The following is a 23,545-nucleotide window of genomic DNA, read 5'->3' as shown; positions in this document are numbered from 1 at the left end:
TTTGTTGTTTTATGCATGTCGTTATCGCAAAACCGCTGTACACTTTTGCGCGACATGCATCAGACCCGCATCGGCATCAGCACGTAGAGGGTGGTTTCGTCGGCCATGTCGTGGATCAGCGTTGGCGAGCCGGCATCCGCCAGCATGAATTTTGCCTCGGTGCCGGTCAACTGGGCGGCGACGTCGAGCAGATATTTGGCGTTGAAGCCGATTTCGATCGCGTCGGACGAATAATCCGCGGCCAGTTCTTCGGTGGCGCTGCCCGAATCCGGATTGTTGACTGCAAGCGTGACCTGGCCTTCTCCAATCGAAAGCTTCACCGCCCGGCCGCGTTCGGACGAAATGGTCGAGACGCGGTCGACGGCGGCGGCGAAACTCTGGCGGTCGATGATCAACTTCTTGTCGTTGCCGGTCGGGATCACCCGCTGATAGTCCGGGAAGGTGCCGTCGATCAGCTTCGAGGTCAAAACGACGCTGCCGATGGTGAAACGGATCTTGGTGTCGGACAATTCGGTGGTCACCGCGATATCAGGGTCGTCGACGAGCTTTTGCAATTCGCTCACCGTCTTGCGCGGAATGATGATGCCCGGCATACCTTCCGATCCTGCCGGCGCGTCGATCTCGGCGCGCGCCAGCCGATGGCCGTCGGTCGCTACCGAGCGCAGCTTCAGCTTGCCGTCGGCGTCATGCGTGTGCAGGTAGATGCCGTTCAGGTAGTAGCGCGTCTCTTCGGTGGAGATGGCGAATTGGGTCTTCTCGATCAGGCCCTTGAGCGCGACCGAATCGAGCCGGAAGACATGCGAGAACGATCCGGCCGAAAGCTCCGGGAAATCGGATTGCGGCAGGCACTGCAGGCGGAAGCTCGAGCGGCCCGAGGTCACCGTCATGGCGTTGCCGTCCTCGTCGGTCTTCAGCATGACCTCCGCGCCGTCGGCGAGCTTGCGCACGATGTCGTAGAGCAGGTGCGCCGGGACCGTCGTCGCGCCGCCGCGCTCGACCTTGGCGGGCGTGGCTTCGGTCACCTCCAGGTCGAGGTCGGTCGCCTTCATTTCAAGGGTGGCGCCTTCGGCGCTCAGCAGCACGTTCGACAGGATCGGTATGGTGTTGCGCCGTTCGACCACGCGATGAACGTGGTTGAGCGACTTCAGGAGATTTGACCGTTCCAGGATAACACGCATGACGAAACAGGCTCGCTTGAATGAATGAGCGGGTCTCCGGCAAGCGGCAACCCGCGAAAGGTCTGAACAGGCTCAGAATCTGCACAAACTGACAGGAAAAAACCCGTGAACGCAAGCCCGTGCTGACGGTTCGGGCCGGTTACGCGGGCTTTCTTGGGATAAAACCGGCGAAGCCCGCAAGCCATGCCTGTCGCCCAAAAAGCATGCCCTCGGATCAGGCCCGAGAGTGTGCATGGGCTTTGCGGCAACGCGTGCCTAAAGACAGAGATTTCAAGCGCGTTGCAGCCATCCAGACGCGACACGCTTTTGTTTTTTCGGGCCGGTCAGGCCTGGTCGTTGATCAGTCTTCTCAGCAATTCGAGCTCCTGCGCCAGCGTGTTGTCGACGCCTGAAAGATCCTCGATCTTGCGCACGGCGTGCAGCACCGTCGTGTGGTCGCGGCCACCGAAACGCCGCCCGATCTCCGGCAAGGAGCGCGGTGTCATCACCTTCGACAGGTACATCGCGACCTGCCGCGGCTTGACGATGGTGCGGGTGCGCCGGTTGGACAGAAGTTCCGTCTTCGACACATTGTAGTGGCGCGCGACGATGCGCTGGATGTCCTCGATGCGCACCCGCTTCGGCTCGCCCGAACGATAGATGTGGCCGAGGATCTCATCGATGCGGTCGATGGTGATCTGCGGTTCGAACGACTGGCGGAACAGAAGCTGGTTGAACGCACCTTCGAGTTCACGCCCGCTGCCGGTCACCGTGCGGGCGACATGGTTGAGGATCTCCTCCGAGATGTCGAGCGATTGATCGTCGGCCTTGGCGGTGGCAAGGCGCAGCTTGAGCATGCCGATCCGCATGGCGAAATCCGGCGCCGACATTTCGAGCGCGACGCCGCCGTTGAGGCGCGAGCGGACGCGGGGCTCCAGTGATTCCAGTTCCGACGGCGGCCGGTCGGCGGCGACCACCACCTGCTTGGCGCTGTCGAGCAGCATGTTGATCAGATGGCAGAATTCATGCTGGATCGACTTGCCCTGCAGGAACTGCATGTCGTCGATGATGAGGAGGTCGATGTCGCGCAACTGTTCTTTCAGCGTCAGCGCGTTGTTGTCGCGGATCGCGGTGGCAAACCGCCACATGAAATATTCGGCCGTGAGATAGACGACGCGCGACTTCGGATTCTGCTTCAGCGATTCCGCCGCGATCGCCTGCAGCAGGTGCGTCTTGCCCAGCCCCACCGTCGCGTGCAGAAACAGCGGATTGAAGCGCACCGCGCTCGACTGCGATTCCGCCACCGCCTTGGCGGCGGCGAAGGCCACCCGGTTCGACGGTCCTTCGATGAAGGAGCCGAACGTGTAGCGCGGGTCAAGCGGCGAACCGAGCACATTGTGCCGGAACTCGGTCTCGGCAGGCATTCCCGGGCGAGGTGCCGGTACCCGCTCCACCCTGCCGGGGGCCGCTGTTCCCGCGGCCAGCGCCGTTTGCGCTTGCCTGGTCATCTTGCGCGCCGGGGCCACTTCGGGCTCGACGCCGTTGCGCCCCGGGCGGGTAGCGGTGCGCACCACGATCTCGATCTTGAGGATTTCAGGATCCTCGTGTTTCCACAGCTCGGCGATGAGGTCGAGGTAGTGGCCGTTGATCCACGAGCGCAGGAAGGCGGTGGGCACCGAGATGCGGACAATGCCCCGGGACGCCTCGGCGACCTTCATGCGCCCGAACCAGCTCGAATAGACTTCGGTTCCCAGACGCGCCTTCAAATGGGCCTTGACCCGGTCGAACTTTTGTTCCGCGTCGATGGAAGCCGACATGGCGTCCCCTCCGGTTAAGGTCCCAGGGAATGGGAGGTCGCCCGTAAGCTCCCTTTCGATGCCGCTCTGCATGATCGAGTTCCTTGTCCTTTTGTACCTTTTTCCACCGGGAATGCGCCTCCTGCATCCATGTTTCCGGCGACCGTGTCCTCGCAGCGACACCACCGCCGCCGCCGGCAGCTGATGTCGCCTCATTGTCAGGGAACCGGCGCCGGCTCCTCGGAGCCAGCCCGCTTTGGTCATGTCAGGGCAATACAATTCCGCCCGGCGAAACGCCGGCGCGTCATTGATCTGCCATGTACAATTACGCCATTCCCCTACCGTATCGAAAAGGCAAACCAAACCCGTACGCGGAGATGATCCGCGTCATGAATTCTGCCACTTTTTTGCTGGCCGATTCAGGCTGGGTTAAGGGCCAACGGCCCGTCCCTCTCGATAGACAGACCTTAGCGAAATCGCTGTGGATAGGGCAAGGCCACGACTAACGGATTTTTAAGGAATGTGGTTAGCGCAAACGGGTTCGGAGCCTGCGTTGCACTGGCTTATTTTGACAAACCCATTGTGATTCAAACCCTTTTCCGGCGAATGTGAAAAAGGCCGCGTCGCGCGAAATTTTATCAAATAATTTTCTTGACAGGCAATTGTCCCCCATCCCTCGCACCCGATGTGAACAAGCTGTGGATGACCGTCCGCAACCGTTTGAAAAATAAAGGTGATTTTCGACAGTTGATATTTTCGCCGTGAACGCTTTCAGCGCCTGCGCCTGTCAGCCGTCATGTATATGCCGGCAAAGCAATTCGAACTTCGAAATCGTGCGGGGTGTTGCTTGCGGGCTTTCTTTTTAAGTACTTGCCGGCAAACGAAAAAACCCGGCACGAGCGGCCGGGTCTGAAAAGGACAAGTTTAGTAAAGGTATATCAGCCGGGATATCCGGGTTAGGCCGACAACACCTTGAGGCGCTGGGCCAGGCGCGACACCTTGCGGGATGCCGTATTCTTGTGCACCACGCCCTTGCTCGCGGCGCGCATCAATTCCGGCTCAGCCACCTTGAAAGCAGCCTGCGCGGCCGCCTTGTCGCCCGAGGCGAGCGCCTCTTCGACCTGGCGGATGTAGGTCCGCACGCGCGAGCGGCGGTTCTTGTTGATCGCCGTGCGGCGGGCGATCTTGCGCGTTGCCTTTTTGGCCGAGGAGGTATTGGCCATGATGCCTCTCTTCTGATCTGGTGGGCGCATGCGGGATGCCGCAAGGCGCAAAAAACAAACGGGCAGCCACAGGGCCGCCTCGGTTGGTGCGGCTTATAGTTCAGCTTTTCCGGCGCGTCAACGCTGCTTCGCCTTCTTTTTGGGCCGCTGCTGTCGCTCGCTCCCGGCTGATGTCGTCGCCATCTACCAGTTCGAGAAATTTGGCTACCGGTTCGAGAAATTTGGCTTCCGCTTCTCGACAAAGGCCGCCATGCCTTCCTTCTGGTCATCGAGCGCAAACAGTGAGTGAAACAGCCGGCGCTCGAACCGCAGCCCCTCGGCCAGTGTCGTTTCATAGGCGCGGTTGACGGCCTCTTTCGCCATCATCACCGACGGCAGCGAAAAATCGGCTATCTTGGCCGCCGCGTTCAACGCCTCCTCGAGCAGCTCGCCGGCGGGCACGACACGCGACACCAGGCCGCAACGCTCGGCTTCCGCCGCATCCATCATCCGTCCGGTCAGGCACATGTCCATCGCCTTCGACTTGCCGACGAAACGGGTCAGGCGCTGCGATCCGCCCATGCCCGGCATGACGCCGAGCGTGATCTCGGGCTGGCCGAACCTGGCGTTGTCAGCGGCGATGATGAAATCGCACATCATCGCCAGTTCGCAGCCGCCGCCGAGCGCATAGCCGGCCACCGCCGCGATGACAGGCTTGCGCACCCGGGTGAGCTCTTCCCAGCCGATAAAGAAATCCTGCACATAGGCGTCGACAAAGGAGATCGCCCGCATTTCCTTGATGTCGGCACCTGCCGCGAAGGCTTTTTCGGAGCCGGTGATGACCATCGCGCCGATGTCGGCATTCGCGCAGAAGCCGTTCACGGCCGCGACCACGTCCGCCAGGACCTGCGAGTTCAGCGCATTGAGCGCCTTCGGCCGGTTCAGCGTGATCAGCCCAACCTTGCCGCGGGTTTCGACGATAATCGTTTCATAGGCCATGACTGTATCTCCTCACTCGGTCATCTCCCTGCATCAGGCGTCCAACTCACACCCGGCACCTGGCTTACACCCCCACCTAAGTCACAACTGACAGCTCCGGCAATAGAAGGTGGAACGCCCGCTTTGCACGATGCGCTCTATATGGCCGCCGCAGCCGTGCTTGGGGCAGGCCTCGCCCTCGCGATCATAGACGGCGAACGAATGCTGGAAATAGCCCAGAGATCCGTCGGTCTGCACATAGTCGCGCAGCGACGATCCGCCGGCGGCGATCGCATCGGCGATCACCGCGCGGATTGCTTCGGCCAGGGCGTCGCGCTGCTGTTTGGCCTTCTTTCCAGGCTTTGCGATGGTGCCTGCCTCGCGCAACGGCGACAGGCCGGCGCGCCACAGCGCCTCCGACACATAGATATTGCCGAGCCCAGCGATCAGCCGCTGATCGAGAAGTGCTGCCTTTAGCGGCGACTTCCGGCCTTTCAGCCGCGAGGCGAGCAGTTCGCCGTCCAACGCATTGCCTGTCGGCTCGACGCCAAGCCCCGCCAGCATCGGATGCGTGTCAGGCGCTCCTTCGGAAAACAGCATGAAGCCGAAACGGCGCGGATCGTTGAAGGTCACCCGGGACCGGGCGCCTCGGGGGGAGACGATATGGAAGACGACATGGTCGTGCACTGCTCTCTTCGGGCGCTCATGATAAAACGCGCCCAGCATGTCGCTGCTGTCGGGTAGTTCGCTGCCATCGGAGGTCTCGATGCGGAACGAGCCCGACATGCCGAGATGGCAGATCAGCACCGGACCGCCTTCCAGGTGCATCGTCAGGTATTTGGCCCGGCGGCCGAGCGCCGTAATCGTCTTGCCGGTCAGCCTCTCCAAAAAATTCTCGGGAAATGGAAAGCGCAGGTCGGGCCGGCGCGCCTCGACGCGGGCGATGCGGGCGCCTTCCAGAACCGGCTGCAGGCCCCGCCGCACCGTTTCGACCTCAGGCAACTCAGGCATGGCCGCCTATCGCTGCATAGAAGGAGGTGCCGTGACGGCCGCGTGCCAATCCAAGATGCTCGGCGACGGTTTCACCGATGTCGGCGAATGTCGTTCTCATTCCGATGTCGCCGCCAAACCCTGGTCCGATGCCGATCACCGGAATGCGTTCGCGCGTATGATCGGTGCCGTGCCAGGTCGGGTCGTTGCCATGGTCGGCCGTGAGGATGAGAAGGTCGCCTGCCCTCAGCCGTGCAAGCGCCTCCGGCAGCCGCCGGTCGAAGGCCTCGAGCGCGGCGGCATAGCCGGCAACGTCGCGCCGATGGCCGAACTCGGTGTCGAAATCGACGAAATTGGCGAAGACGAGATCGCCGTCGCCCGCGTCGTCCATCGCGCTAAGCGCCTTGTCGAACATCGCCATGTTGCCGGCGGCCTTGCGCACTTCCGAAATGCCGCGATGGGCGAAGATGTCGCCGATCTTGCCGACCGCGATGACCCGGCTGCCGCGCGCCGTCAGCCGGTCGAGCAGGGTCGGTTCGGGCGGCGGCACCGAATAGTCCCGGCGGTTGTGCGTCCGTTCGAAGCTGGCGGCGGTTTCGCCAATGAATGGCCGCGCGATCACCCGTCCGATGTTCAGCGGATCGACCAGCCTGCGCACCACCTTGCAGAATTCGTAGAGCCGCTCCAGGCCGAAGTGAACCTCATGCGCGGCGATCTGCAGGACGGAGTCGACCGAAGTGTAGCAGATCGGCTTGCCGGTGCGGACATGCTCCTCGCCATACCGCTCGATGATCTCGGTGCCCGGAGCATGGCAATTGCCGAGAATGCCCGGCACCTCTCCTTCGCGAATGATCGCTTCGGTCAGCTCGGCTGGAAAGGCGGGAACCGTGTCCGGGAAATAGCCCCAGTCGAAGCGGACCGGCAAGGCGGCGATTTCCCAATGGCCTGACGGCGTGTCCTTGCCGCTGGAAATCTCCTGCGCCGCGCCGTGGAAGGCGGATGCAAGCAGGGCCTTGCCGCCGCTGTCGAAGCAGAATCCTGTCGCGGTTTTCGCCGCGCGCCCCAGACCGAGCGAGAGCATGTTGGGCACGAAAAGCGGGCCCTTGCGCAGCCCCTCGCGATCCGCCCGGCCTTCCGCGCAGACTCCAGCGATGTGTCCGAACGTGTTGGAACCGGTGTCGCCATAGCGCTCGGCGTCGGCCGCGCCACCGATGCCGAAGGAATCGAGAACAAAAAGGAAGGCGCGCGCCATTGCAGGGGTTCATTACTATCGTTGTCTGTCCGCCCAGACATAGGCGGCCGCGCCGCCATTGGCAATTCGGAACCAGACGGCTGTGTGCACGTCCGGGCGCGATGGTTTAGATGTGGCCAGCATCGGCGTGGATCGACGAAAAGCGAGTGGGAGCTCCACATCAGGCATGCAAGGCATCCGCGGCCATCGTGCGCACGGTGTCAGGCCGATAGCAATGGCGATCGGGCGCCGTCGTTTCAGCAGGCCTCGCAGGTAATCGTCGGGCTTCTGCGAGGCCTGAGATAATAGGTTTCGCCCATCGATATCGAGTTGAAAGCCGAACTGAAGCCAAGCCGCTTTTCACTGTCCGCCGACCAGGTGATGATCGGCTGGTATGCGAGATTGCTTTCGACGCGAACGAGAAACGTGCCCTTGACCTTGAGCTGCGGTGCAACCGTGGTGACGGATTTCTTGGCGGCGCCGGTGCTGAAGGCGCCGCCGACCATCTTGCGTGACCAAACAACCAGCACCTCCGGCGTCGGCTCATTCGTCACCTCGATGGCGGTGATGATGATTTCCGGGGTTGATCGGTTGTACGGCTGAAGGGTGGAGTTGCCGATCTGCATGATCGCATCGAGTTCGGCTGGCGTGATGGTCTGGTTCTGGGTGACGAGATCCGCCACCATGCTGCCGATGCGACTGACCTTCTTGCTGGTCTCGATGGTTTGCGAAGCTTCCATGGTCAAGAAGTACATGGCCAGCAGGACGGGCACGATGAAGGCAAACTCAACGGCCGCGACACCGCGGCGATCACGGCAGAACCGGATGGCTTTCGCGCAGATCCCAGCGGTCGTCATATGTGCCCCGCACGCCCCATGCTATCGTCCTTTTCCCACGCAGCGGATTGCGTTTTCAGTCGTCGAACGGCTCGTTCTTCCAGGTCATCGATGCGAAATGCAGCGTGTTGCCGTCTTTCAGATTGGCCATCGACTTGGCCAGGAAATCGGTCATGACGGGCCATTTGTAGAAAACCCGCAGCATGTTTATCGATTCAGCCTGGCCTGGGGATACCGTAAAAGTCGCGGGGTCCGTGCCGGTCAGCTCGATTTCGAGCTCCTGATTTATCATGAAGCCCGCCTGGGCTGCGGCGGCGAAGCTCGGATACGCGCGCAGATCCACCTCCAATCCGGGGCAGTCCTTGGCGACCATGATCTCCAGCCGGCTGCAGATCATGGTCTTCAGCGTCGCCTCGGTCACGTTGGCCTTTCTTATCTGCCCCGTCCGCAGTTGGCGCGCGACGTCGTCGGTGATATTGGCCATCACCTCTTGCCCGGCAAATGAAATGCAGCTCTCCAGTATGGCAAAGACGAGGAGCGCAAAGGGCACCGCAAGCATCGCGAACTCCAGAGCGGTGCTGCCGCGCCGGTCGCCAACGAAGCGCGCCGAAAAGCCTGATCGTCCTGCTTTGCTCATGTCCCGTGCCTGCCGATCCCTTAGGGGTGTCGGAGCAACATTAGCGCAAACCCATTGAAGTGCGGTTTGGATGATCGTTAAACTCGGCTGCAGGGTTTTAACAGGCCGATAACCGAAGCGGCTTTTTCAGCGAGACGAAACGGTCGGGTCGCTTACTGGCCGGCGCTCATCTCGGCTTCTGAGGCCTTTTCCGCCTCGCTTTTATACGAGCTTTCGCAATACGGCGTGCACGACATGGTCTGTATTTCGGCACGTCGATAGATGCGCACCGACGACGCGTCCTGTCGCACGACGGTGATCTGCTCGTCGACGATCAGACGGCCCTCCTGATCGAGGACGACGAGATTGGTGACGCCGAAGCCCTTGCCCGTCAGCACGATCGTCGAAGCATCCTGCACCGAGGCGTCGGCGATCGCCGGATTGCCGACGACGATCGTATCGGCGGCGCGCGACAATTTGACGATCTTCGCCTGGTTCATCGTGACTTCGATGCCGGCGCCAGCCTCGGCCGTCATGACGAAGGCGGTGGCGGCAAGAAGCGCGGCAATCGAAAAGGACGATCTCGGCCCGGTCATTGAAGCGCTCCACGGCGGCAATTTGCTCAACGGAACATGAACGAGATTGGTGAAGCAAGGGTTAAGCGGAGGGGAGCCGTGATGATGTCGGGGTCGGCACTTTGATCGCCTTGAGCTGGCAGCGCCAGCAGCGTGCCGCCCCTTCCCAGTTCGCTAAATTGCGCCTTTCGCAGCCTGCCTTGCCTGTCGGGTCCATAGGCGTCACTTAGTCTACGGTTAACCACGCAATGTCATCGAAGCCGGAAAGGAATCGGTAAGGCTGTTTATTAAGCCGATCGAAAGAGCTTCTCGATAGATTGTCAGCATCCGATCAACCGCCAAGAGAAGTTGACGGAATTGCTGTAACACCTGGAGTAGGAGCTCTCGAATGTCTAATCTCATTGCACGTTTTGTGAAGGACGAATCCGGCGCGACCGCCATCGAATACGGTCTGATCGCCGCTCTCATCGCGCTCGCCATCATGGTCGGCGCCGGCCAGCTCGGCACCGCGCTGGACGAGAAATTCAGCGATATTGCCGATACGCTCGAAGGCGCCGGTGGCGCTGCCCCGGCCCCTGCCCCGGCTCCGGCCCCATAATAACTACGCTCAGTTGTTCCCAGATAGGGGCCGCCGCACTGGCGGCCCCTATCTATTCATATCGCACGATTTGAATTTTCGGCCTCATCAATCGTTAATCGAACGTGCCTAGGCTGAGACCAGCACAGTTCGACCACAGGCGCCGCGCTCATGCTTGAAGCCCTGATCTTCGTCGTCTTCCCGTTCTGCATGCTTTTTGCCGCGATCTCCGACATGCTGTCGATGACGATCGCCAATCGCGTGCCGGTGCTGCTTGTCGCCGTTTTCGCCCTGGTCGCGCCGCTGACCGGCATGGACTGGGCAAGCTATGGCTGGCATTTTGCCGCCGGCGGCCTGGTCCTCGCCGTGACCTTCGGGCTGTTCGCGCTCGGCGGCATGGGCGGCGGCGACGCCAAACTGCTGGCCGCTAGCGCCGTCTGGATGGGGCTGAACATCCACCTCGTCGAATACCTCCTGGTCTCGACCGTCATCGGCGGCCTGCTGACGCTCGCCATCCTCCTCTTTCGGAAATCGCCGCTTGCTGCCGTCACAAGCCACAATCCGTTTTTACGCCATTTCGCCGACGAGACATCAGGCGTTCCCTATGGCATTGCGCTCGGCATAGGCGGCCTGCTCACCTTTCCGGCCTCGCCGTTGATGGCGTGGGCGCTCGCAAGCCTGGCCGCCTGATTCTTCTTGTCGTCAGGCCAGCCTTCCACATTCGATTTGGCGTTGGAGCAGGGCGTTCGGCCGCCTTTTCTGTTGGCGGGACCAGATGCTTCAAATTTATGTAAACCTTAAATTAAGCACGATCGTAAGTATTAAATTAACCTTGTTTTGACGATTGCCGCTGCAAGGTCCGGCTTGGCTAGGTTGTTAGCCAAGGCGAGGTTCGGACAGATGCCAGCATCCCGACTGATCATTCTAGGCGTGGCGGTCGCCGCGGCGGGTGGCGCAGGATATGTCGCAAAAAACATGGTTGCGGCGCCGCCGCCTCAAATCGTCGATTCCGGCCCCGAGGCGCCGGCAATCGCGCTTCAGGACGTGCTTGTCCTGTCCGGCGACGTTCCGATGGGCGGTCCGCTCGCGAACAACATCACCTGGCAGTCCTGGCCGGCCAACGGCATCAACGCGAATTTCATCACCCGCGCCGCCGAACCCGATGCGCTGGAGAAGCTGAAAGGCGGCGTCGCCCGCGTGGCGATGTATGCCGGTGAGCCGCTGCGGCGCTCCAAGCTGATTGGCGAGGGACAGAGCTTCATGTCGTCGATCCTGCCCTCGGGCATGCGGGCGGTCGCCACAGCCGTATCGGCCGATACGTCGGCCGGCGGCTTCATTCTTCCCAACGATTTCGTCGACGTCATTATGACCCGCAGAGCCGATCCGGCAGGCGGCGGCAGCGGCTTTACCACCGAGACCATCCTCAAGAACATTCGCGTCCTGGCAATCGACCAGACCATCCAGGAGGACGAGGAAGGCAAGCGGACCAGGGTCGGCCAGACTGCCACCCTGGAACTGACACCGCAGCAGGCGGAAATCATCACCGTCGCCCAGCAGATGGCGGATCGCCTGACATTGGCGCTGCGGTCGATCACCGACACCCAGGAGAAGAATCTGGGCGAGGCCGACTATCTCGTTTCTGGCAATGGGCGGCGCGGAACGGTGCGCCTGATCAAGTCGGGCGAAGTTTCCGAAGTGGGAGCAAGGCAATGAGGTTAAACGCTCCGGTCACACTGGCTGCGGCAATCGGCCTGTTCCTGCTTGCATCGAATGCGCATGGCCCCCTCCAGGCGAATGCGGCAGGCGCCGAGGTGTCGGCTTCGACCGCCACCCAGCGCGTCAAGCTCGGTCTCAACAAGTCGGTGGTCATCGACCTGCCGAGCGATGCCTATGATATTCTCGTCGCCAACCCGGCGGTCGCCGATGCGGTGACCCGCACCGCGAGGCGCATCTATCTCTTCGGAAAGGCGGTCGGCGACACCAACATCTTCGTCTTCGGCCCTAATGGCGAACAGATCGTCAGCCTGGATCTGGCGGTCGAACGCGACGTCGCCGGACTGGAAGACTATATCAGGCGCTTCATACCGTCTTCGAGCATCACGGTCGAATTGCTGAACGACAACGTCGTCCTGACCGGAACCGTGGACACTCCGCTGGATGCCAAGCGCGCGGTCGATCTGGCCACCATCTTCGTGTCCGGCGGTGAAGCGACCACGGGGCAGTATTCGCAGACCGCCTCCGGCGGCTCGGCCGAAGCCGGTGTCGACATCGACAATCCGGATTCCGAGCGTCGCGTCAGCCAGATCGTCAACCTGCTGCAGATCATCGGCGACGACCAGGTGACGCTGAAGGTGACGGTGGCCGAAGTCAGCCGATCGGTGATGAAGCAGCTCGGCGTCAACCTGATCGGCAGCGGCAGCAGCAATGGCATCAGTTGGAGCGCGATAAGCGACAACTTCACCGGCCTGGGCAAGTCGCTGTCGAACTCTGGCCTCGCCATCGGCACCTCGACGCTGGACGCCTACATCAATGCCATGGAACAGCAGGGCGTCATGAAGACCCTGGCCGAGCCGACGTTGACGGCTGTATCCGGCGAGAAGGCGACCTTCAAAGTCGGTGGCGAGTACAATATGGTGACCGGCGTTTCCCAAGCCGTGTCCGACGATAACCAGACCGGTGTGAAGACGTATGAAGTCGAGAAGCTCGAATACGGCATTGGCCTGGAATTCCAGCCGGTGGTGCTGTCTCCCGGCCGCATCAGCCTGAAGGTCAGGACGTCGGTTTCCGAGCCGACGACGGAGGGATCGGTATCCTTGTCCGAGGGTGTAACCAGCCCCGGCACGAACGTCCTGTCGCTCCGCAAACGCTTGGCCGACACGACGGTGGAGTTGCCTTCCGGCGGCTCGATGATGATCGCCGGCCTGGTACGGGATGACATCAGGCAAGCCGTCAACGGCCTGCCTGGGCTGACCAAGATTCCGGTGCTCGGCACGCTGTTCCGCAGCCGGGACTTCGTCCGCAACGAGACCGAGCTCGTCATCATCATCACGCCCTATCTGGTGAAACCGGTGACGCGCAACGCCCTTGCCAAGCCGGACGACAATTTCAACGCTGCCAGCGATGGCGCCGGCATGTTCCTTGGCCGTGTCAATCGCGTCTACGGCACCATGCAGACCGACAAGCCCAACGGCCGTTATCACGGCGTTGTCGGCTTCATCTACAAGTAAGCGGGGAAGCGGACATGTCTCAGTCAGCGTTGAAGCCAAGGACGATCACCGCAGCGATGCGGTCCGGCCGTTCGCGGATCTGCCTGCCGGTCCTGGCGGTTGCGGTCGCCGCATTGCTGGCGGGCTGCGCCAACCGGGACAGCATCACAGTCGGCGCTGTTCCGGACGACTATCGCACCAACCATCCGATCGTCATTGCGGAGAAAAACCAGAAGATCGACCTTCCGGTCGGCGCCGGCGATCGCGGCATGACCGGGTCGCAGCGCGACACGCTTCTCGGCTTCCTGGATGGCTATGACAAGAGCGCCGCTCCGACCCTGACGATCTCGATCCCGAGCGGTTCGGCCAACGAGATCGCCGCGACCGCGGCCGGTCGCGATTTCGCCAGGCTTGCGATTGCCAGCGGCATCAGCCGCAACCGGATCGTCATCACCACCTACCAGTCGGTTTCGGCCGAAGCGTCCGCCCCGATCCGCGTCGCCTATGTCTCGGTGAAGGCACAGACCGACAGGTGCGGACGCTGGCCCGAAGACCTGATGCAGACCTCGGAAAACAAGCACTATGCCGATTTCGGCTGCTCGTATCAGAACAATCTTGCCGCCCAGATCGCAAATCCGACCGATCTGCTCGGGCCGCGCAAGCAATCCGATATCGACGCGGAAAATCGCGGCGCGGTAGTCGACGTCTACCGCCAGAGAGGCATTTCGGACGAATTCCTCGGCAATTCGGAAGTCGAGTATTGAGCTCGAGCCGCCCAAGTCACGGGAAGACAAGTCACGGAAAGAAATGACAATGAGCAATCTTGCCTACGACACGGCGATAGATGGCGGCGATACCTCTCAGCAGGATGCCGCCGCCATGCAGGCGTTGCGGCCGATCCCGCGCATCTCGATCCAGGCATTTTGCGAGACCGAGGGCGTTGCCAATCCGGTCGAGCGCGCCGGCGAGGATCGCCGCATGGCGAAGGCCCATCTGAAGGTCCATATGGGTGGTGTCGCCACCGCCATCGAATTCTACCAGTCGGCGCCGACACCGAACCTGATCCTGCTGGAATCGCGCAGCGAGCCGAAGCAATTGCTCGAGCAGCTCACGCAGCTCTCCGAATATTGCGATCCGACCTCGAAGGTCGTGGTCATCGGCCACTACAACGATGTCGGGCTCTATCGCGAGCTCATCCGCTCCGGCATTTCCGAATATGTCATCGCGCCGGTATCGATGGCCGATATCGTCAGCGTGATATCGACGATCTTCGTTGATCCGGAAGCCGAGCCGATCGGCCGCTCGATCGCCTTCATTGGCGCCAAGGGTGGCGTCGGCTCCTCGACCATTGCCCATAATGTGGCTTGGGCGATGTCGTCGCTGTTCAAGTCCGAAGTGGTTGTCGCCGATCTCGACCTGGCTTTCGGAACGGCCAACATCAATTTCGATCAGGATCCGGCGCAAGGCATTGCCGAAGCCGTTTTCTCACCGGAGCGCCTCGACGAGGTCTATCTCGATCGGCTGCTTGCCCAGTGCGCCGAGCATCTGTCGCTGCTTGCAGCGCCTTCAACGCTCGAGCGGGTCTACGATTTCGATCCAGACGCTTTCACGCAGCTTATCGACACGGCGCAGCGCAGCGTGCCGCTTCTGGTGCTCGATGTTCCGCACATCTGGACAGGCTGGACCAAGAACATATTGGTCAAGGCCGACGAGATCGTGATCACGGCGACGCCGGAGCTGGCCAATCTGCGCAACACCAAGAACCTGGCCGACATGTTCAAACGGCTTCGCCCGAACGATCCGCCGCCGAAGCTGATCATCAATCAGGCCGGCGTGCCGAAGCGCCCGGAGATTTCGTCGTCCGACTTCGCCGACTCGCTCGGCCTGTCGCCGATGTCGGTCATTGCTTTCGAGCCGCTGCTGTTCGGAAACGCCGCCAACAACGGGCGCATGCTCGGCGAAATGGATGCCAAAAACCCGGTTGTCGGCACGATCAACGAGATTGCGCATGTGCTGACCGGGCGCAGCGAAATCAAGGCAAGAAAGAAAGCGGGCCTCGGCAATCTCCTTGGCAAGCTCTCGCGCGGCAAGAAGTGATGCTTCCGGAGCGGAATTGGTAATCGATCATGTTTGGTAAAAGAGGCAGCGACGACGGCAGCCGGTTCACTCCGGAATTCCGTCAGCCGGCACCTGCGCCTGCCGCGCCGGCGGCAAAACCTGCGGAAACGGCGGTTCTTGCCAAGCCCGCACCGCCGCCATCTGGCACACCTGGCGCGTCTGCTGCGCCGCCGCCCGTGCGCCGTGCGGTCGAGGCGCCGCCATTAGCCCCGGAGCCGAAAAAGCTCCAGCGCCAAAAGAGCGAAACCTATTACGATACCAAGAGCCAGGTCTTTGCCGCGCTCATCGACACCATCGATCTGTCGCAACTCGCCAAGCTCGATCCCGAAAGCGCACGCGAGGAAATCCGCGACATCGTCAACGACATCATCGCGATCAAGAATTTCGCGATGTCGATCGCCGAGCAGGAAGAACTGCTTGAGGATATCTGCAATGACGTGCTCGGTTACGGGCCGCTGGAGCCGTTGCTCGCCCGCGACGACATCGCCGACATCATGGTCAACGGCTCCAAGGACGTCTATATCGAGGTCAACGGCAAGGTCGAGCAGACCGGCATCCGTTTTCGCGATAACCAGCAGCTCCTCAACATCTGTCAGCGCATCGTCAGCCAGGTTGGCCGCCGCGTCGATGAATCGAGCCCGATCTGCGACGCGCGCCTTCCCGACGGCTCCCGCGTCAACGTCATCGCGCCGCCGCTCGCCATCGACGGCGCGGCTCTCACCATCCGCAAGTTCAAGAAGGACAAGCTGACACTCGACCAGCTGGTCAAGTTCGGCGCCATTTCGCCGCCCGGCGCCGAGATTCTCAAGATCATTGGCCGCGTCCGCTGCAACATCGTCATTTCAGGCGGTACCGGTTCGGGCAAGACGACGCTGCTCAATTGCCTGACCAACTATATCGACCGCGATGAGCGCGTCATCACCTGCGAGGACTCGGCCGAGCTGCAACTGCAGCAGCCGCATGTCGTGCGTCTGGAAACCCGCCCGCCCAACCTCGAGGGCGAGGGCGAGGTGACCATGCGCGATCTGGTCAAGAACTGCCTTCGCATGCGGCCCGAGCGCATCATCGTCGGCGAAGTGCGCGGACCTGAAGTGTTCGATCTTCTGCAGGCGATGAACACCGGCCACGACGGCTCGATGGGCACGATCCACTCGAACAGCCCGCGCGAATGCCTGAACCGTATTGAATCGATGATCGCGATGGGCGGTTACACGCTGCCGCAGAAAACCGTGCGTGAAATCGTGGTCGGTTCCGTCGACGTGATCATCCAGGCCGCACGCCTGCGCGACGGATCGCGGCGCATCACCCACATTACCGAGGTGATCGGAATGGAGGGCGACGTCATCATCACGCAGGACATCGTCCTCTACAACATCAAAGGCGAGGACGCGAACGGCAGGCTGCTGGGCGAGCACGTTTCGACAGGCATCGGTCGTCCGCATTTCTGGGAGCGCGCCCGCTATTATGGCGAGGAACAGCGCCTCGCCAATGCGCTCGAGGCGATGGAGAAACGCGCTGACTGATTCATTTGGAGGCGTAGGGGCCAGGGCCGATGTTTGGAATTGATGGCACCGTGTTGGCATTCATCGTGCTCGCCGGCCTCAGCGCCGGCGCGGTCGCCTATGCTTTTCTGTTCAACCGGATCAGCACCGAAAAGCAGGTCGGCAGGCGGCTTGAAACGATCAAGACCGCCGAGACGGATGGTGCCGTCGTCAAGGCTTCGCGCGATCGCGTGGCGGAAGCGGCCAAGCGGCGCAAATCGGTTCAGGATTCACTGAAGGACCTCGAACAGAAGCACAAAACCAGCCAGAGCCTCGCCAAAAAGCCGCCCCTGAAGGCCCAGATCCGTCAGGCGGGCATGAAGGTCTCGCTCGAGCGCTTCTACCTCTACTCGGCGGTTTGCGGCGTCGTCCTGACGTTTCTTGCCTATTTCGCCGGTGCGCCTTTGTATGTCTTGCCGGGTGCGCTCCTGGTCGGTGGCCTCGGCCTGCCACGCTGGTTCGTTTCGTTTAGCCGCGCCCGCCGGGTCAAGGCGTTCCTCAACGAATTTCCGAACGCGCTCGACATCATCGTGCGTGCGGTCAAATCCGGCCTGCCGCTGAACGACGCCGTCCGCCTGATCGCCAATGAATCGCCCGAACCGGTCAAGACCGAGTTCCGCCGCATCATCGATTCGCAGCAGATGGGCCTGTCGATCCCCGACGCCAGCATGCGCATGGCCGAGACGATGCCGTGCACCGAGGCGAGCTTCTTTGGCATCGTCATCCAGATCCAGTCCCAGGCCGGCGGCAATCTGTCCGAGGCTCTGGGCAATCTTTCGCGCGTGCTTCGCGACCGCAAGAAGATGAAGGCAAAGGTCCAGGCGCTGTCGATGGAAGCGAAGGCGTCAGCGGTGATCATCGGCGCCTTGCCCTTCGTCGTCGCCTTTCTCGTCTACCTGACAAGCCCGAACTACATCATGCCTTTGTTCACCACCAGCGTCGGCAATCTGATCCTCGGCTGCTCCGCGGTCTGGATGTCGATCGGCATCCTGGTGATGCGCAAGATGATGAACTTCGAGGTTTAGGATTTCGAGCGCATGACCGAGAACGTCGTCAAAACCCTTACCGATCCGGCATTTCTGATTGCCCTGCTGGTCGGCATTGCGGTGTTTGCCACCGTGTTCACGCTGCTGCCCGCCTTTGGCGGAAACCAGCTCAAGGCGCGCATGAAATCGGTGGCGCTGGAGCGCGACGAACTGCGCGCCAAGCAGCGTGCGCGGCTTGCCCTCGATGTCGATCGCCGCCGCAAGGGCCTGCGCGAGCAACAGTCGATCGGCATGCGCAATATTGTCGACCGGCTGGACCTCAGGCGCGCCCTGGCCGATGAAGGCACCTTGCAGAAACTCAAGGTGGCTGGCTTCCGCGGGCAGAATCCGTTGACGCGTTTCCTTTTCTTCCGTCTGATCCTGCCCTTTGTCGGCTTTGCCCTGGCTGCGATCTATCTGTTCGTGCTCGGCGGGTTGCCGGAGCAGCCGCCTCTCATCAAGTTGTTCGTCTGTATCGTCGTCGCCTATGCCGGTTTTTACGCGCCGGTGCTCTATGTCAACAACCGCGCCACCAAGCGCAAGCAGTCGATCCAGATGGCGTGGCCGGACGCGCTCGATCTGATGCTTATCTGCGTCGAATCCGGTATGTCGGTGGAGGCGGCGTTTCGTAAGGTCGCCGACGAGATCGGCGCGCAGTCGGTGGCGCTTGCCGAAGAGTTCATCCTGACCAATGCCGAGCTTTCCTACTTGCAGGAACGCAAGCAGGCTTACGAGAACCTTGCAAGCCGCACCGGCCTGGAATCGGTCAAGTCGGTGTCGCAGGCGCTGGTCCAGGCCGAGCGCTACGGCACGCCGGTGGCGCACGCGCTGCGCGTGCTTGCCGGCGAAAGCCGCGACATGCGCATGAACGCCGCCGAGAAGAAGGCCGCGGCCTTGCCGCCGAAGCTCACCGTGCCGATGATCCTGTTCTTCCTGCCGGTGCTGTTCGCCATCATTCTGGGTCCCGCCGGCATCCAGGTCAGCGAGCGCGGCATTTTCGGCGACCAGCCGTCATCGAGCAGCCAGTAATGCATTCTTGACAGGTCCGCGCTGCCCCTCATTGCCCTGCCGGGCATTTCTCCCCGTAAACGGGGAGAAAGTAGCTGGATGCCCCTCGGCGTCCTTCCTGCAATGCTTGTCGTTGGCGAAACCGTCGACGACGGGGCTTTCTCCCCGTCACTATACGGGGAGAAATGCCCGGCAGGGCAATGAGGGGCAGCGCCGACATTGATATGTATGGCAGGCGCGGTCAGTTGGTGGCGGGCTTTGTCTTGTCCTGGTCCTTGAGCTGGCTCCAGGCGTTCTGCTGGGCGAGCATCTGGCGAAGGTAAGTCACGTTCGCCTGCGCCTGTTCGGGCGACAGCTCCTGCGAGGCGATCTTCTCGGCCTCGTCGAAGCGGCCCTGCAGGCCGACGACCAGCGCCAGGTTCTGGCGGACGCGGCTGTCGGCATTCGGCTGCTGGGCGGCCGAGCGCATATAGGTTTCGGCCGTGCGCAGATCACCTTCCAGCACATAGGACATGCCGAGATTGGAAAGGATCGAAGGTTCGTTCGGCTTGAGGTCAAGCGCCTTGCGGTAATTCTGGCGCGCCCCGTCTCTCTGGCCAAGCTGGTCGAGAATAGCGGCTTCCGCCGACACCAGCTTCCAGTCGGGATATTCCGGTGTCTGCGCGCGGCGCACCGCATCGAGCGCCGGCTCGAACTGCCCGTTGGCGGCAAGCGCCTTGCCATAGGCGGCGAGCACGTCTCGGTCTTTCGGCAGCACGATCGCCAGTTTGCGCATCACGGCGAGCGACTGGTCGGCGTCGCCATCCATTTGCAGTGCCGCGGCATAATTCGTCGCGATCCGCTTGTCGTTGGGGTTCTTGGCGTAGGACTGGCCCAGCGCGATCGTCGCCTTGTGCAACTCGCCGGCCGACATGGTTTCCAAGGGTTTGCCGCTGGGGCGTCCGATCGAGCCGGTCGTCAACTTGCTGGTTCCGCAGCCTGCAACGCTGGCCGCGAGCGCTATTATGAAGGCCGTGGTGATCAGCCGCTTCCCCGTGGCGTTCGTCATGCGGTTGGTCGGCATCTGCACCAGGGCCTCCATTCGTCAAATTGGCTTTTACGTGGCCATCTTCCCTCCCGCAGAAATATTCTGTTAACCCTAACGGATCGTTAAACGCGCCGACTCGGAAGCCGGAGACCGTCGAATGCCAGTCGAACTCATCGAGAGAGAACTGAAGACCACGCTGCCGGTTCATCTGGTGGCGAAGGATAGACTGGATGCGGCAGGGCTTGCCTCCTCCTCGCTCGCCTGGGCCAGGGCCAACGGCTTTTCCGGTCAGGCCGGGAGGACGCTGATCCTGCCCGGCGAAAACGGCGGGCTTGCCGGCGCCCTGTTCGGCACGGGCGACGGCGAAGGCGCGCTTGCCATTGGCGCGCTGGCGAGAGCCTTGCCCGCAGGCGACTGGCATTTCGCCTCCACGCTGGCCGAGCCGGAAATCGCGGCCATCGCGTTGGCGCTCGGCGGCTATGTCTTCACCCGCTACGGCAAAAAGCCTGGCAGGACGCTGCGTTTTTCGCTGCCGCCCGGCGCTGAAGCGGCTTATGTTCGCCGCATCGCCGATGGCGTTTTCCTGACGCGCGATCTGGTCAACACGCCGACCAGCGACATGGGACCGGACGAGCTGGAGAAGGCCGTTCGGACGCTGGCCGGGACGTACAAGGCCGAAGTGTCGGTGACCAGGGGCGACGACCTGCTCAAGAACAATTTCCCGATGATCCATGCGGTCGGCCGCGCTTCGGTCGGCGCACCGCGGCTGATCGACCTGATCTGGGGACCGGAGAACGCCCCGAAGGTGACGCTGGTCGGCAAGGGCGTCTGCTTCGACACCGGTGGTCTCGACATCAAGCCGTCCTCGGGCATGCTTTTGATGAAGAAGGACATGGGTGGCGCTGCCAACGTGTTGGGCCTCGCCTCGATGATCATGGCCGCCGGGCTGAAGGTCCGGCTGCGTGTGCTGATCCCGGCGGTCGAAAATTCGATTGCCGGCAACGCCTTCCGGCCCGGCGACGTGCTGGTGAGCCGCAAGGGCATCACCGTCGAGATCGGCAACACCGACGCCGAAGGACGGCTGGTGCTGGCGGACGCCCTGGCACTGGCAGACGACGACGAGCCGCAACTGCTGATCGACATGGCGACCTTGACCGGGGCAGCCCGCGTCGCGCTCGGTCCCGATCTGCCACCGTTCTACACCGGCGACGAAGCGCTGGCCTCCGACCTGGCTGCGGCCTCCGTCGCAGTCGAGGATCCACTGTGGCGCATGCCGCTGTGGAAACCCTATGCCGCAAAGCTGTCGTCGAAGATCGCCGACATCAACAATGTCACGTCAGACAGTTTCGCCGGCTCGATCACCGCGGCGCTTTTCCTCAAACGCTTCGTCGAGAAGACCGCCGCCTGGGCGCATTTCGACATCTTCGCCTGGAACCCCTCCGATCGTCCGCACGGTCTCGCCGGCGGCGAGGCGCAAGGCATCCGCGCGCTGGAAAGGTTCATCTCAAAACGCTACGCCTGACGCTGCGGTGCAGGACATTCTCGTGACTGAAACGGAACCGAAACAATTTGCCGTCATTCTGGCCGGATGTCGATTTCGATGCGCCCGAGCCAGGCCTTGCGACTGTGGCAGCAGGTGATGCTGTACCAGGTGCGCGACGATGCGCCGGACCTCACCATGCGCCAGACGGCGATCCTGTTCACGATCTATCTCGATCCACCGCCGCATACGGTGCGCGGCCTCGCCGCCCGGCTCAATGTCACCAAGCCGGTGATCACCCGGGCGCTCGACACGATGGGCGCAATGAAGCTGGTTTCGCGCCATCGCGATGAGCTCGACAAGCGCAACGTGCTGGTCAAGCGAACCGTACAAGGTGCTCTCTTTGTCGAGCGCTTCGGCGATGTTATCATTGCCAGAGCCCAGGAATTGCCGATCTAAAGCAGGATTCCGAACCGCAGGTCAGCGAAGCAAAGCAGCACCGTTTCGGAAGGGATCATGCTCCAACACCAAGCCAGAGCCGAGTTGCCGATTTGACCGCCAGGGATGCCCGCCTTCACGCCTTCCGTTCCGATCTCGCCGATATCAGGCTGAAAGGCGAGGTCGCCGCCGATCGCTTCGTCGCCGGGCGGCCAGCGCGGATCTCAGCCACAGTGGCCGATCTCCGCAAGGCGCCGCGGCCGGATGCCGGCGTCAACACGCAAGCCCTGTTCGGTGACGACGTCCTCGTCTTCGAAGATGCCGAGGGCTGGGCCTGGATCCAGTCGGAGCGCGACGGCTATGTCGGCTATGTCGCCGACACCGTGCTGGGCGGACGGGACCACGCGCCCACCCATGTCGTCACGGTGCCGCGCACCTTCCTCTATCCGGGACCGGATTTGCGGCTTCCGCTGAGCGGGCAACTGTCGATGGGATCGGCGGTGACGGTAACCGGCGCAGCCGAAACGCGCGGCACGCATTATGCGCTGCTGCCGTCCGGCGAGGCTGTCATATCAGGCCATCTCAGGCCTCTGGGAGAGCCGGCTGCCGACTATGTCGCGGTCGCGGAGGCTTTTCTCGGCACGCCCTATCTGTGGGGCGGCGCCTCCGGCTTCGGCATCGATTGCTCCGGCCTCGTGCAACTGGCGATGCACATGGCCGGCAGGCAAGTGCTGCGCGATTCCGACATGCAGGCGGCGACCATCGGCGAGCCGGTCGACCCGGGTCCGGATCTTGCCGGGTTGCGGCGCGGCGACCTGGTGTTCTGGAAAGGCCATGTCGCTGTCATGACCGACCCGGAAACGATGATCCACGCCAACGGCCACACCATGCTGGTCTCGCGTGAAGGGTTAAGGCAAGCCCTCGCCCGCATCGGCTATCTCTATGGCGGTCCGACAGGGTTTAGGCGGCCGTAGCGCAAGCGCTTTTCCTTCTCCCCTTGTTGTGACCTTGTTGTGGGGGGAGATCAGCAGTTCCGCCGATAGCGCCTCTTTTTCGGGGTTGGCGATTGGCGAAATCAAAGATGACGGCCGATCTCCCCCCAAGTGGGGGAGATGTCCGGCAGGACAGAGGGGGGCGCCGTAGAGCGCCAACCTCAATACGGACCGAGCACTGACCAAATGCCTCACACGCCACTGCCTCCGCGAAATCGCGCAAATGCCAAATCGATGCGCAAAGCCATGACCGACGCCGAACTGAAGCTTTGGAACGAGCTTCGCGCGCATCGGCTGATGGGGCTTGGCTTCCGCCGACAATTTCCGATCGCTGGTTACATCGTCGACTTCGCTTGCCCGGACAAGAAGCTCGTCGTCGAAGTCGATGGTTCGCAGCATGCCGAAGCCAATACAGGCGACGAGGCGAGGACAAAGCGTCTGGAACGGGATGGCTGGACCATCCTGCGCTTCTGGAACGACGACGTCATTCGTGACATCGACAATGTCTGCCAGCATATTGTCATCGAGGCGGGGCTCGCCGGTGCGACTTGATACGCCGGCGCGAGGCGCCCCCCTCTGTCCTGCCGGACATCTCCCCCACAAGGGGGGAGATTGGCTGTCTTGTCTGCTTCCGCTAATCACCAACGTTGCAGGATTGGCGGCCAGAGCGAAACTGCCAATCTCCCCCCTTGTGGGGGAGATGGCCGGCAGGCCAGAGGGGGGCGCAGTAGAGCGCCCACCTCACTTGCGAC

General features: G+C 62.1%; 23 protein-coding genes. 13 read left to right on the top strand and 10 right to left on the bottom strand.

Going from position 1 to position 23,545, the window contains the following annotated elements; all coding sequences use genetic code 11:
• Positions 1-59 precede the first annotated feature (59 nt).
• The 9 genes from dnaN to AC0L15_RS12810 all read right to left on the bottom strand — a co-directional run bounded on the left by dnaN (position 60) and on the right by AC0L15_RS12810 (position 9,402).
• A complete protein-coding gene (gene dnaN / locus AC0L15_RS12850) occupies positions 60-1,178 on the bottom strand; it encodes a DNA polymerase III subunit beta (protein WP_287248496.1) in 1,119 nt (372 codons plus the stop codon).
• 323 nt (positions 1,179-1,501) lie between these two features.
• Positions 1,502-2,974, bottom strand: a complete 1,473-nt coding sequence (gene dnaA, locus AC0L15_RS12845; protein ID WP_287067253.1) for a chromosomal replication initiator protein DnaA — start codon at positions 2,972-2,974, stop codon at positions 1,502-1,504.
• Between the two features lie 935 nt (positions 2,975-3,909).
• Entirely contained in the window at positions 3,910-4,176 is a 267-nt protein-coding gene (gene rpsT, locus AC0L15_RS12840) for a 30S ribosomal protein S20 (protein ID WP_023802137.1), read from the bottom strand.
• 204 nt (positions 4,177-4,380) lie between these two features.
• Positions 4,381-5,154 (bottom strand): enoyl-CoA hydratase, encoded by a 774-nt coding sequence (locus tag AC0L15_RS12835; RefSeq protein WP_287067251.1) that lies wholly within the window; start codon positions 5,152-5,154, stop codon positions 4,381-4,383.
• 81 nt (positions 5,155-5,235) lie between these two features.
• Positions 5,236-6,144 carry a bifunctional DNA-formamidopyrimidine glycosylase/DNA-(apurinic or apyrimidinic site) lyase gene (gene mutM / locus AC0L15_RS12830; protein WP_287248498.1) on the bottom strand — a complete coding sequence of 303 codons (909 nt, stop codon included), beginning with the start codon at positions 6,142-6,144 and terminating at the stop codon, positions 5,236-5,238.
• Positions 6,137-7,375, bottom strand: coding sequence for a phosphopentomutase (locus AC0L15_RS12825; protein WP_287248500.1), 1,239 nt, complete (start codon positions 7,373-7,375; stop codon positions 6,137-6,139). The genes mutM and AC0L15_RS12825 overlap by 8 nt, the downstream gene beginning before the upstream one ends.
• 236 nt (positions 7,376-7,611) lie before the next feature.
• Positions 7,612-8,211 (bottom strand): TadE/TadG family type IV pilus assembly protein, encoded by a 600-nt coding sequence (locus AC0L15_RS12820; RefSeq protein ID WP_473496451.1) that lies wholly within the window; start codon positions 8,209-8,211, stop codon positions 7,612-7,614.
• Positions 8,212-8,266: 55 nt separating this feature from the next.
• On the bottom strand, positions 8,267-8,827 hold the full coding sequence (locus AC0L15_RS12815) for a TadE/TadG family type IV pilus assembly protein (protein WP_236391886.1): 561 nt from the start codon (positions 8,825-8,827) through the stop codon (positions 8,267-8,269).
• A gap of 152 nt (positions 8,828-8,979) precedes the next feature.
• Complete coding sequence (locus tag AC0L15_RS12810; protein WP_287248503.1) at positions 8,980-9,402, bottom strand: pilus assembly protein N-terminal domain-containing protein; 423 nt, start codon at positions 9,400-9,402, stop codon at positions 8,980-8,982.
• Positions 9,403-9,769: 367 nt separating this feature from the next.
• On the opposite strand from AC0L15_RS12810, the gene AC0L15_RS12805 reads away from it, so the two are divergent.
• From AC0L15_RS12805 to AC0L15_RS12765, 9 genes are all read left to right on the top strand, one after another.
• On the top strand, positions 9,770-9,979 hold the full coding sequence (locus AC0L15_RS12805) for a Flp family type IVb pilin (RefSeq protein WP_128169870.1): 210 nt from the start codon (positions 9,770-9,772) through the stop codon (positions 9,977-9,979).
• Positions 9,980-10,129: 150 nt separating this feature from the next.
• A complete protein-coding gene (locus tag AC0L15_RS12800; protein WP_287248506.1) occupies positions 10,130-10,648 on the top strand; it encodes an A24 family peptidase in 519 nt (172 codons plus the stop codon).
• A gap of 210 nt (positions 10,649-10,858) precedes the next feature.
• Complete coding sequence (gene cpaB, locus AC0L15_RS12795) at positions 10,859-11,671, top strand: Flp pilus assembly protein CpaB (RefSeq protein ID WP_287248509.1); 813 nt, start codon at positions 10,859-10,861, stop codon at positions 11,669-11,671.
• Positions 11,668-13,185 (top strand): type II and III secretion system protein family protein, encoded by a 1,518-nt coding sequence (locus AC0L15_RS12790; protein WP_287248511.1) that lies wholly within the window; start codon positions 11,668-11,670, stop codon positions 13,183-13,185. Before cpaB ends, AC0L15_RS12790 begins: the two co-directional genes overlap by 4 nt.
• Positions 13,186-13,199: 14 nt before the next feature.
• Positions 13,200-13,928, top strand: a complete 729-nt coding sequence (locus AC0L15_RS12785; RefSeq protein WP_128169874.1) for a CpaD family pilus assembly protein — start codon at positions 13,200-13,202, stop codon at positions 13,926-13,928.
• Between the two features lie 49 nt (positions 13,929-13,977).
• Entirely contained in the window at positions 13,978-15,261 is a 1,284-nt protein-coding gene (locus AC0L15_RS12780) for a CpaE/TadZ family protein (RefSeq protein WP_287248513.1), read from the top strand.
• Between the two features lie 29 nt (positions 15,262-15,290).
• On the top strand, positions 15,291-16,805 hold the full coding sequence (locus AC0L15_RS12775) for a CpaF family protein (RefSeq protein ID WP_128169876.1): 1,515 nt from the start codon (positions 15,291-15,293) through the stop codon (positions 16,803-16,805).
• 29 nt (positions 16,806-16,834) lie between these two features.
• Entirely contained in the window at positions 16,835-17,848 is a 1,014-nt protein-coding gene (locus tag AC0L15_RS12770) for a type II secretion system F family protein (RefSeq protein ID WP_287248515.1), read from the top strand.
• A gap of 12 nt (positions 17,849-17,860) precedes the next feature.
• On the top strand, positions 17,861-18,877 hold the full coding sequence (locus AC0L15_RS12765) for a type II secretion system F family protein (protein WP_287248516.1): 1,017 nt from the start codon (positions 17,861-17,863) through the stop codon (positions 18,875-18,877).
• 220 nt (positions 18,878-19,097) lie between these two features.
• On the opposite strand, the gene AC0L15_RS12760 is transcribed toward AC0L15_RS12765, so the two are convergent.
• Positions 19,098-19,919, bottom strand: coding sequence for a tetratricopeptide repeat protein (locus tag AC0L15_RS12760; RefSeq protein ID WP_287248590.1), 822 nt, complete (start codon positions 19,917-19,919; stop codon positions 19,098-19,100).
• Between the two features lie 121 nt (positions 19,920-20,040).
• Here AC0L15_RS12760 and AC0L15_RS12755 point away from each other — a divergent pair, with 121 nt between their 5' ends.
• The 4 genes from AC0L15_RS12755 (at position 20,041) to AC0L15_RS12740 (ending at position 23,345) form a co-directional block, all read left to right on the top strand.
• The gene (locus AC0L15_RS12755) at positions 20,041-21,405 is read left to right on the top strand and encodes a leucyl aminopeptidase family protein (RefSeq protein WP_473496450.1); all 1,365 of its coding nucleotides are present in this window, start codon (positions 20,041-20,043) and stop codon (positions 21,403-21,405) included.
• A gap of 66 nt (positions 21,406-21,471) precedes the next feature.
• Positions 21,472-21,822 carry a MarR family winged helix-turn-helix transcriptional regulator gene (locus tag AC0L15_RS12750; protein ID WP_287064850.1) on the top strand — a complete coding sequence of 117 codons (351 nt, stop codon included), beginning with the start codon at positions 21,472-21,474 and terminating at the stop codon, positions 21,820-21,822.
• A gap of 92 nt (positions 21,823-21,914) precedes the next feature.
• Positions 21,915-22,775, top strand: coding sequence for a C40 family peptidase (locus AC0L15_RS12745; protein WP_473496449.1), 861 nt, complete (start codon positions 21,915-21,917; stop codon positions 22,773-22,775).
• 204 nt (positions 22,776-22,979) lie between these two features.
• Positions 22,980-23,345, top strand: coding sequence for an endonuclease domain-containing protein (locus AC0L15_RS12740; RefSeq protein WP_091600317.1), 366 nt, complete (start codon positions 22,980-22,982; stop codon positions 23,343-23,345).
• Positions 23,346-23,545: the final 200 nt, after the last annotated feature.

The organism is Mesorhizobium sp. WSM4846, assembly GCF_055811415.1.
Note: the sequence above shows the minus strand (reverse complement) of the source record. Positions and strands in the feature narration are given on the sequence as shown.

What these genes read in the sequence shown, in the direction of transcription:
- dnaN (WP_287248496.1), bottom strand. Translation starts at nt 1,178, where the DNA reads ATGCGTGTTATCCTGGAACGGTCAAATCTCCTGAAGTCGCTCAACCAC.
- dnaA (WP_287067253.1), bottom strand. Translation starts at nt 2,974, where the DNA reads ATGTCGGCTTCCATCGACGCGGAACAAAAGTTCGACCGGGTCAAGGCC.
- rpsT (WP_023802137.1), bottom strand. Translation starts at nt 4,176, where the DNA reads ATGGCCAATACCTCCTCGGCCAAAAAGGCAACGCGCAAGATCGCCCGC.
- AC0L15_RS12835 (WP_287067251.1), bottom strand. Translation starts at nt 5,154, where the DNA reads ATGGCCTATGAAACGATTATCGTCGAAACCCGCGGCAAGGTTGGGCTG.
- mutM (WP_287248498.1), bottom strand. Translation starts at nt 6,144, where the DNA reads ATGCCTGAGTTGCCTGAGGTCGAAACGGTGCGGCGGGGCCTGCAGCCG.
- AC0L15_RS12825 (WP_287248500.1), bottom strand. Translation starts at nt 7,375, where the DNA reads ATGGCGCGCGCCTTCCTTTTTGTTCTCGATTCCTTCGGCATCGGTGGC.
- AC0L15_RS12820 (WP_473496451.1), bottom strand. Translation starts at nt 8,211, where the DNA reads ATGACGACCGCTGGGATCTGCGCGAAAGCCATCCGGTTCTGCCGTGAT.
- AC0L15_RS12815 (WP_236391886.1), bottom strand. Translation starts at nt 8,827, where the DNA reads ATGAGCAAAGCAGGACGATCAGGCTTTTCGGCGCGCTTCGTTGGCGAC.
- AC0L15_RS12810 (WP_287248503.1), bottom strand. Translation starts at nt 9,402, where the DNA reads ATGACCGGGCCGAGATCGTCCTTTTCGATTGCCGCGCTTCTTGCCGCC.
- AC0L15_RS12805 (WP_128169870.1), top strand. Translation starts at nt 9,770, where the DNA reads ATGTCTAATCTCATTGCACGTTTTGTGAAGGACGAATCCGGCGCGACC.
- AC0L15_RS12800 (WP_287248506.1), top strand. Translation starts at nt 10,130, where the DNA reads ATGCTTGAAGCCCTGATCTTCGTCGTCTTCCCGTTCTGCATGCTTTTT.
- cpaB (WP_287248509.1), top strand. Translation starts at nt 10,859, where the DNA reads ATGCCAGCATCCCGACTGATCATTCTAGGCGTGGCGGTCGCCGCGGCG.
- AC0L15_RS12790 (WP_287248511.1), top strand. Translation starts at nt 11,668, where the DNA reads ATGAGGTTAAACGCTCCGGTCACACTGGCTGCGGCAATCGGCCTGTTC.
- AC0L15_RS12785 (WP_128169874.1), top strand. Translation starts at nt 13,200, where the DNA reads ATGTCTCAGTCAGCGTTGAAGCCAAGGACGATCACCGCAGCGATGCGG.
- AC0L15_RS12780 (WP_287248513.1), top strand. Translation starts at nt 13,978, where the DNA reads ATGAGCAATCTTGCCTACGACACGGCGATAGATGGCGGCGATACCTCT.
- AC0L15_RS12775 (WP_128169876.1), top strand. Translation starts at nt 15,291, where the DNA reads ATGTTTGGTAAAAGAGGCAGCGACGACGGCAGCCGGTTCACTCCGGAA.
- AC0L15_RS12770 (WP_287248515.1), top strand. Translation starts at nt 16,835, where the DNA reads ATGTTTGGAATTGATGGCACCGTGTTGGCATTCATCGTGCTCGCCGGC.
- AC0L15_RS12765 (WP_287248516.1), top strand. Translation starts at nt 17,861, where the DNA reads ATGACCGAGAACGTCGTCAAAACCCTTACCGATCCGGCATTTCTGATT.
- AC0L15_RS12760 (WP_287248590.1), bottom strand. Translation starts at nt 19,919, where the DNA reads ATGCCGACCAACCGCATGACGAACGCCACGGGGAAGCGGCTGATCACC.
- AC0L15_RS12755 (WP_473496450.1), top strand. Translation starts at nt 20,041, where the DNA reads ATGCCAGTCGAACTCATCGAGAGAGAACTGAAGACCACGCTGCCGGTT.
- AC0L15_RS12750 (WP_287064850.1), top strand. Translation starts at nt 21,472, where the DNA reads ATGTCGATTTCGATGCGCCCGAGCCAGGCCTTGCGACTGTGGCAGCAG.
- AC0L15_RS12740 (WP_091600317.1), top strand. Translation starts at nt 22,980, where the DNA reads ATGCCTCACACGCCACTGCCTCCGCGAAATCGCGCAAATGCCAAATCG.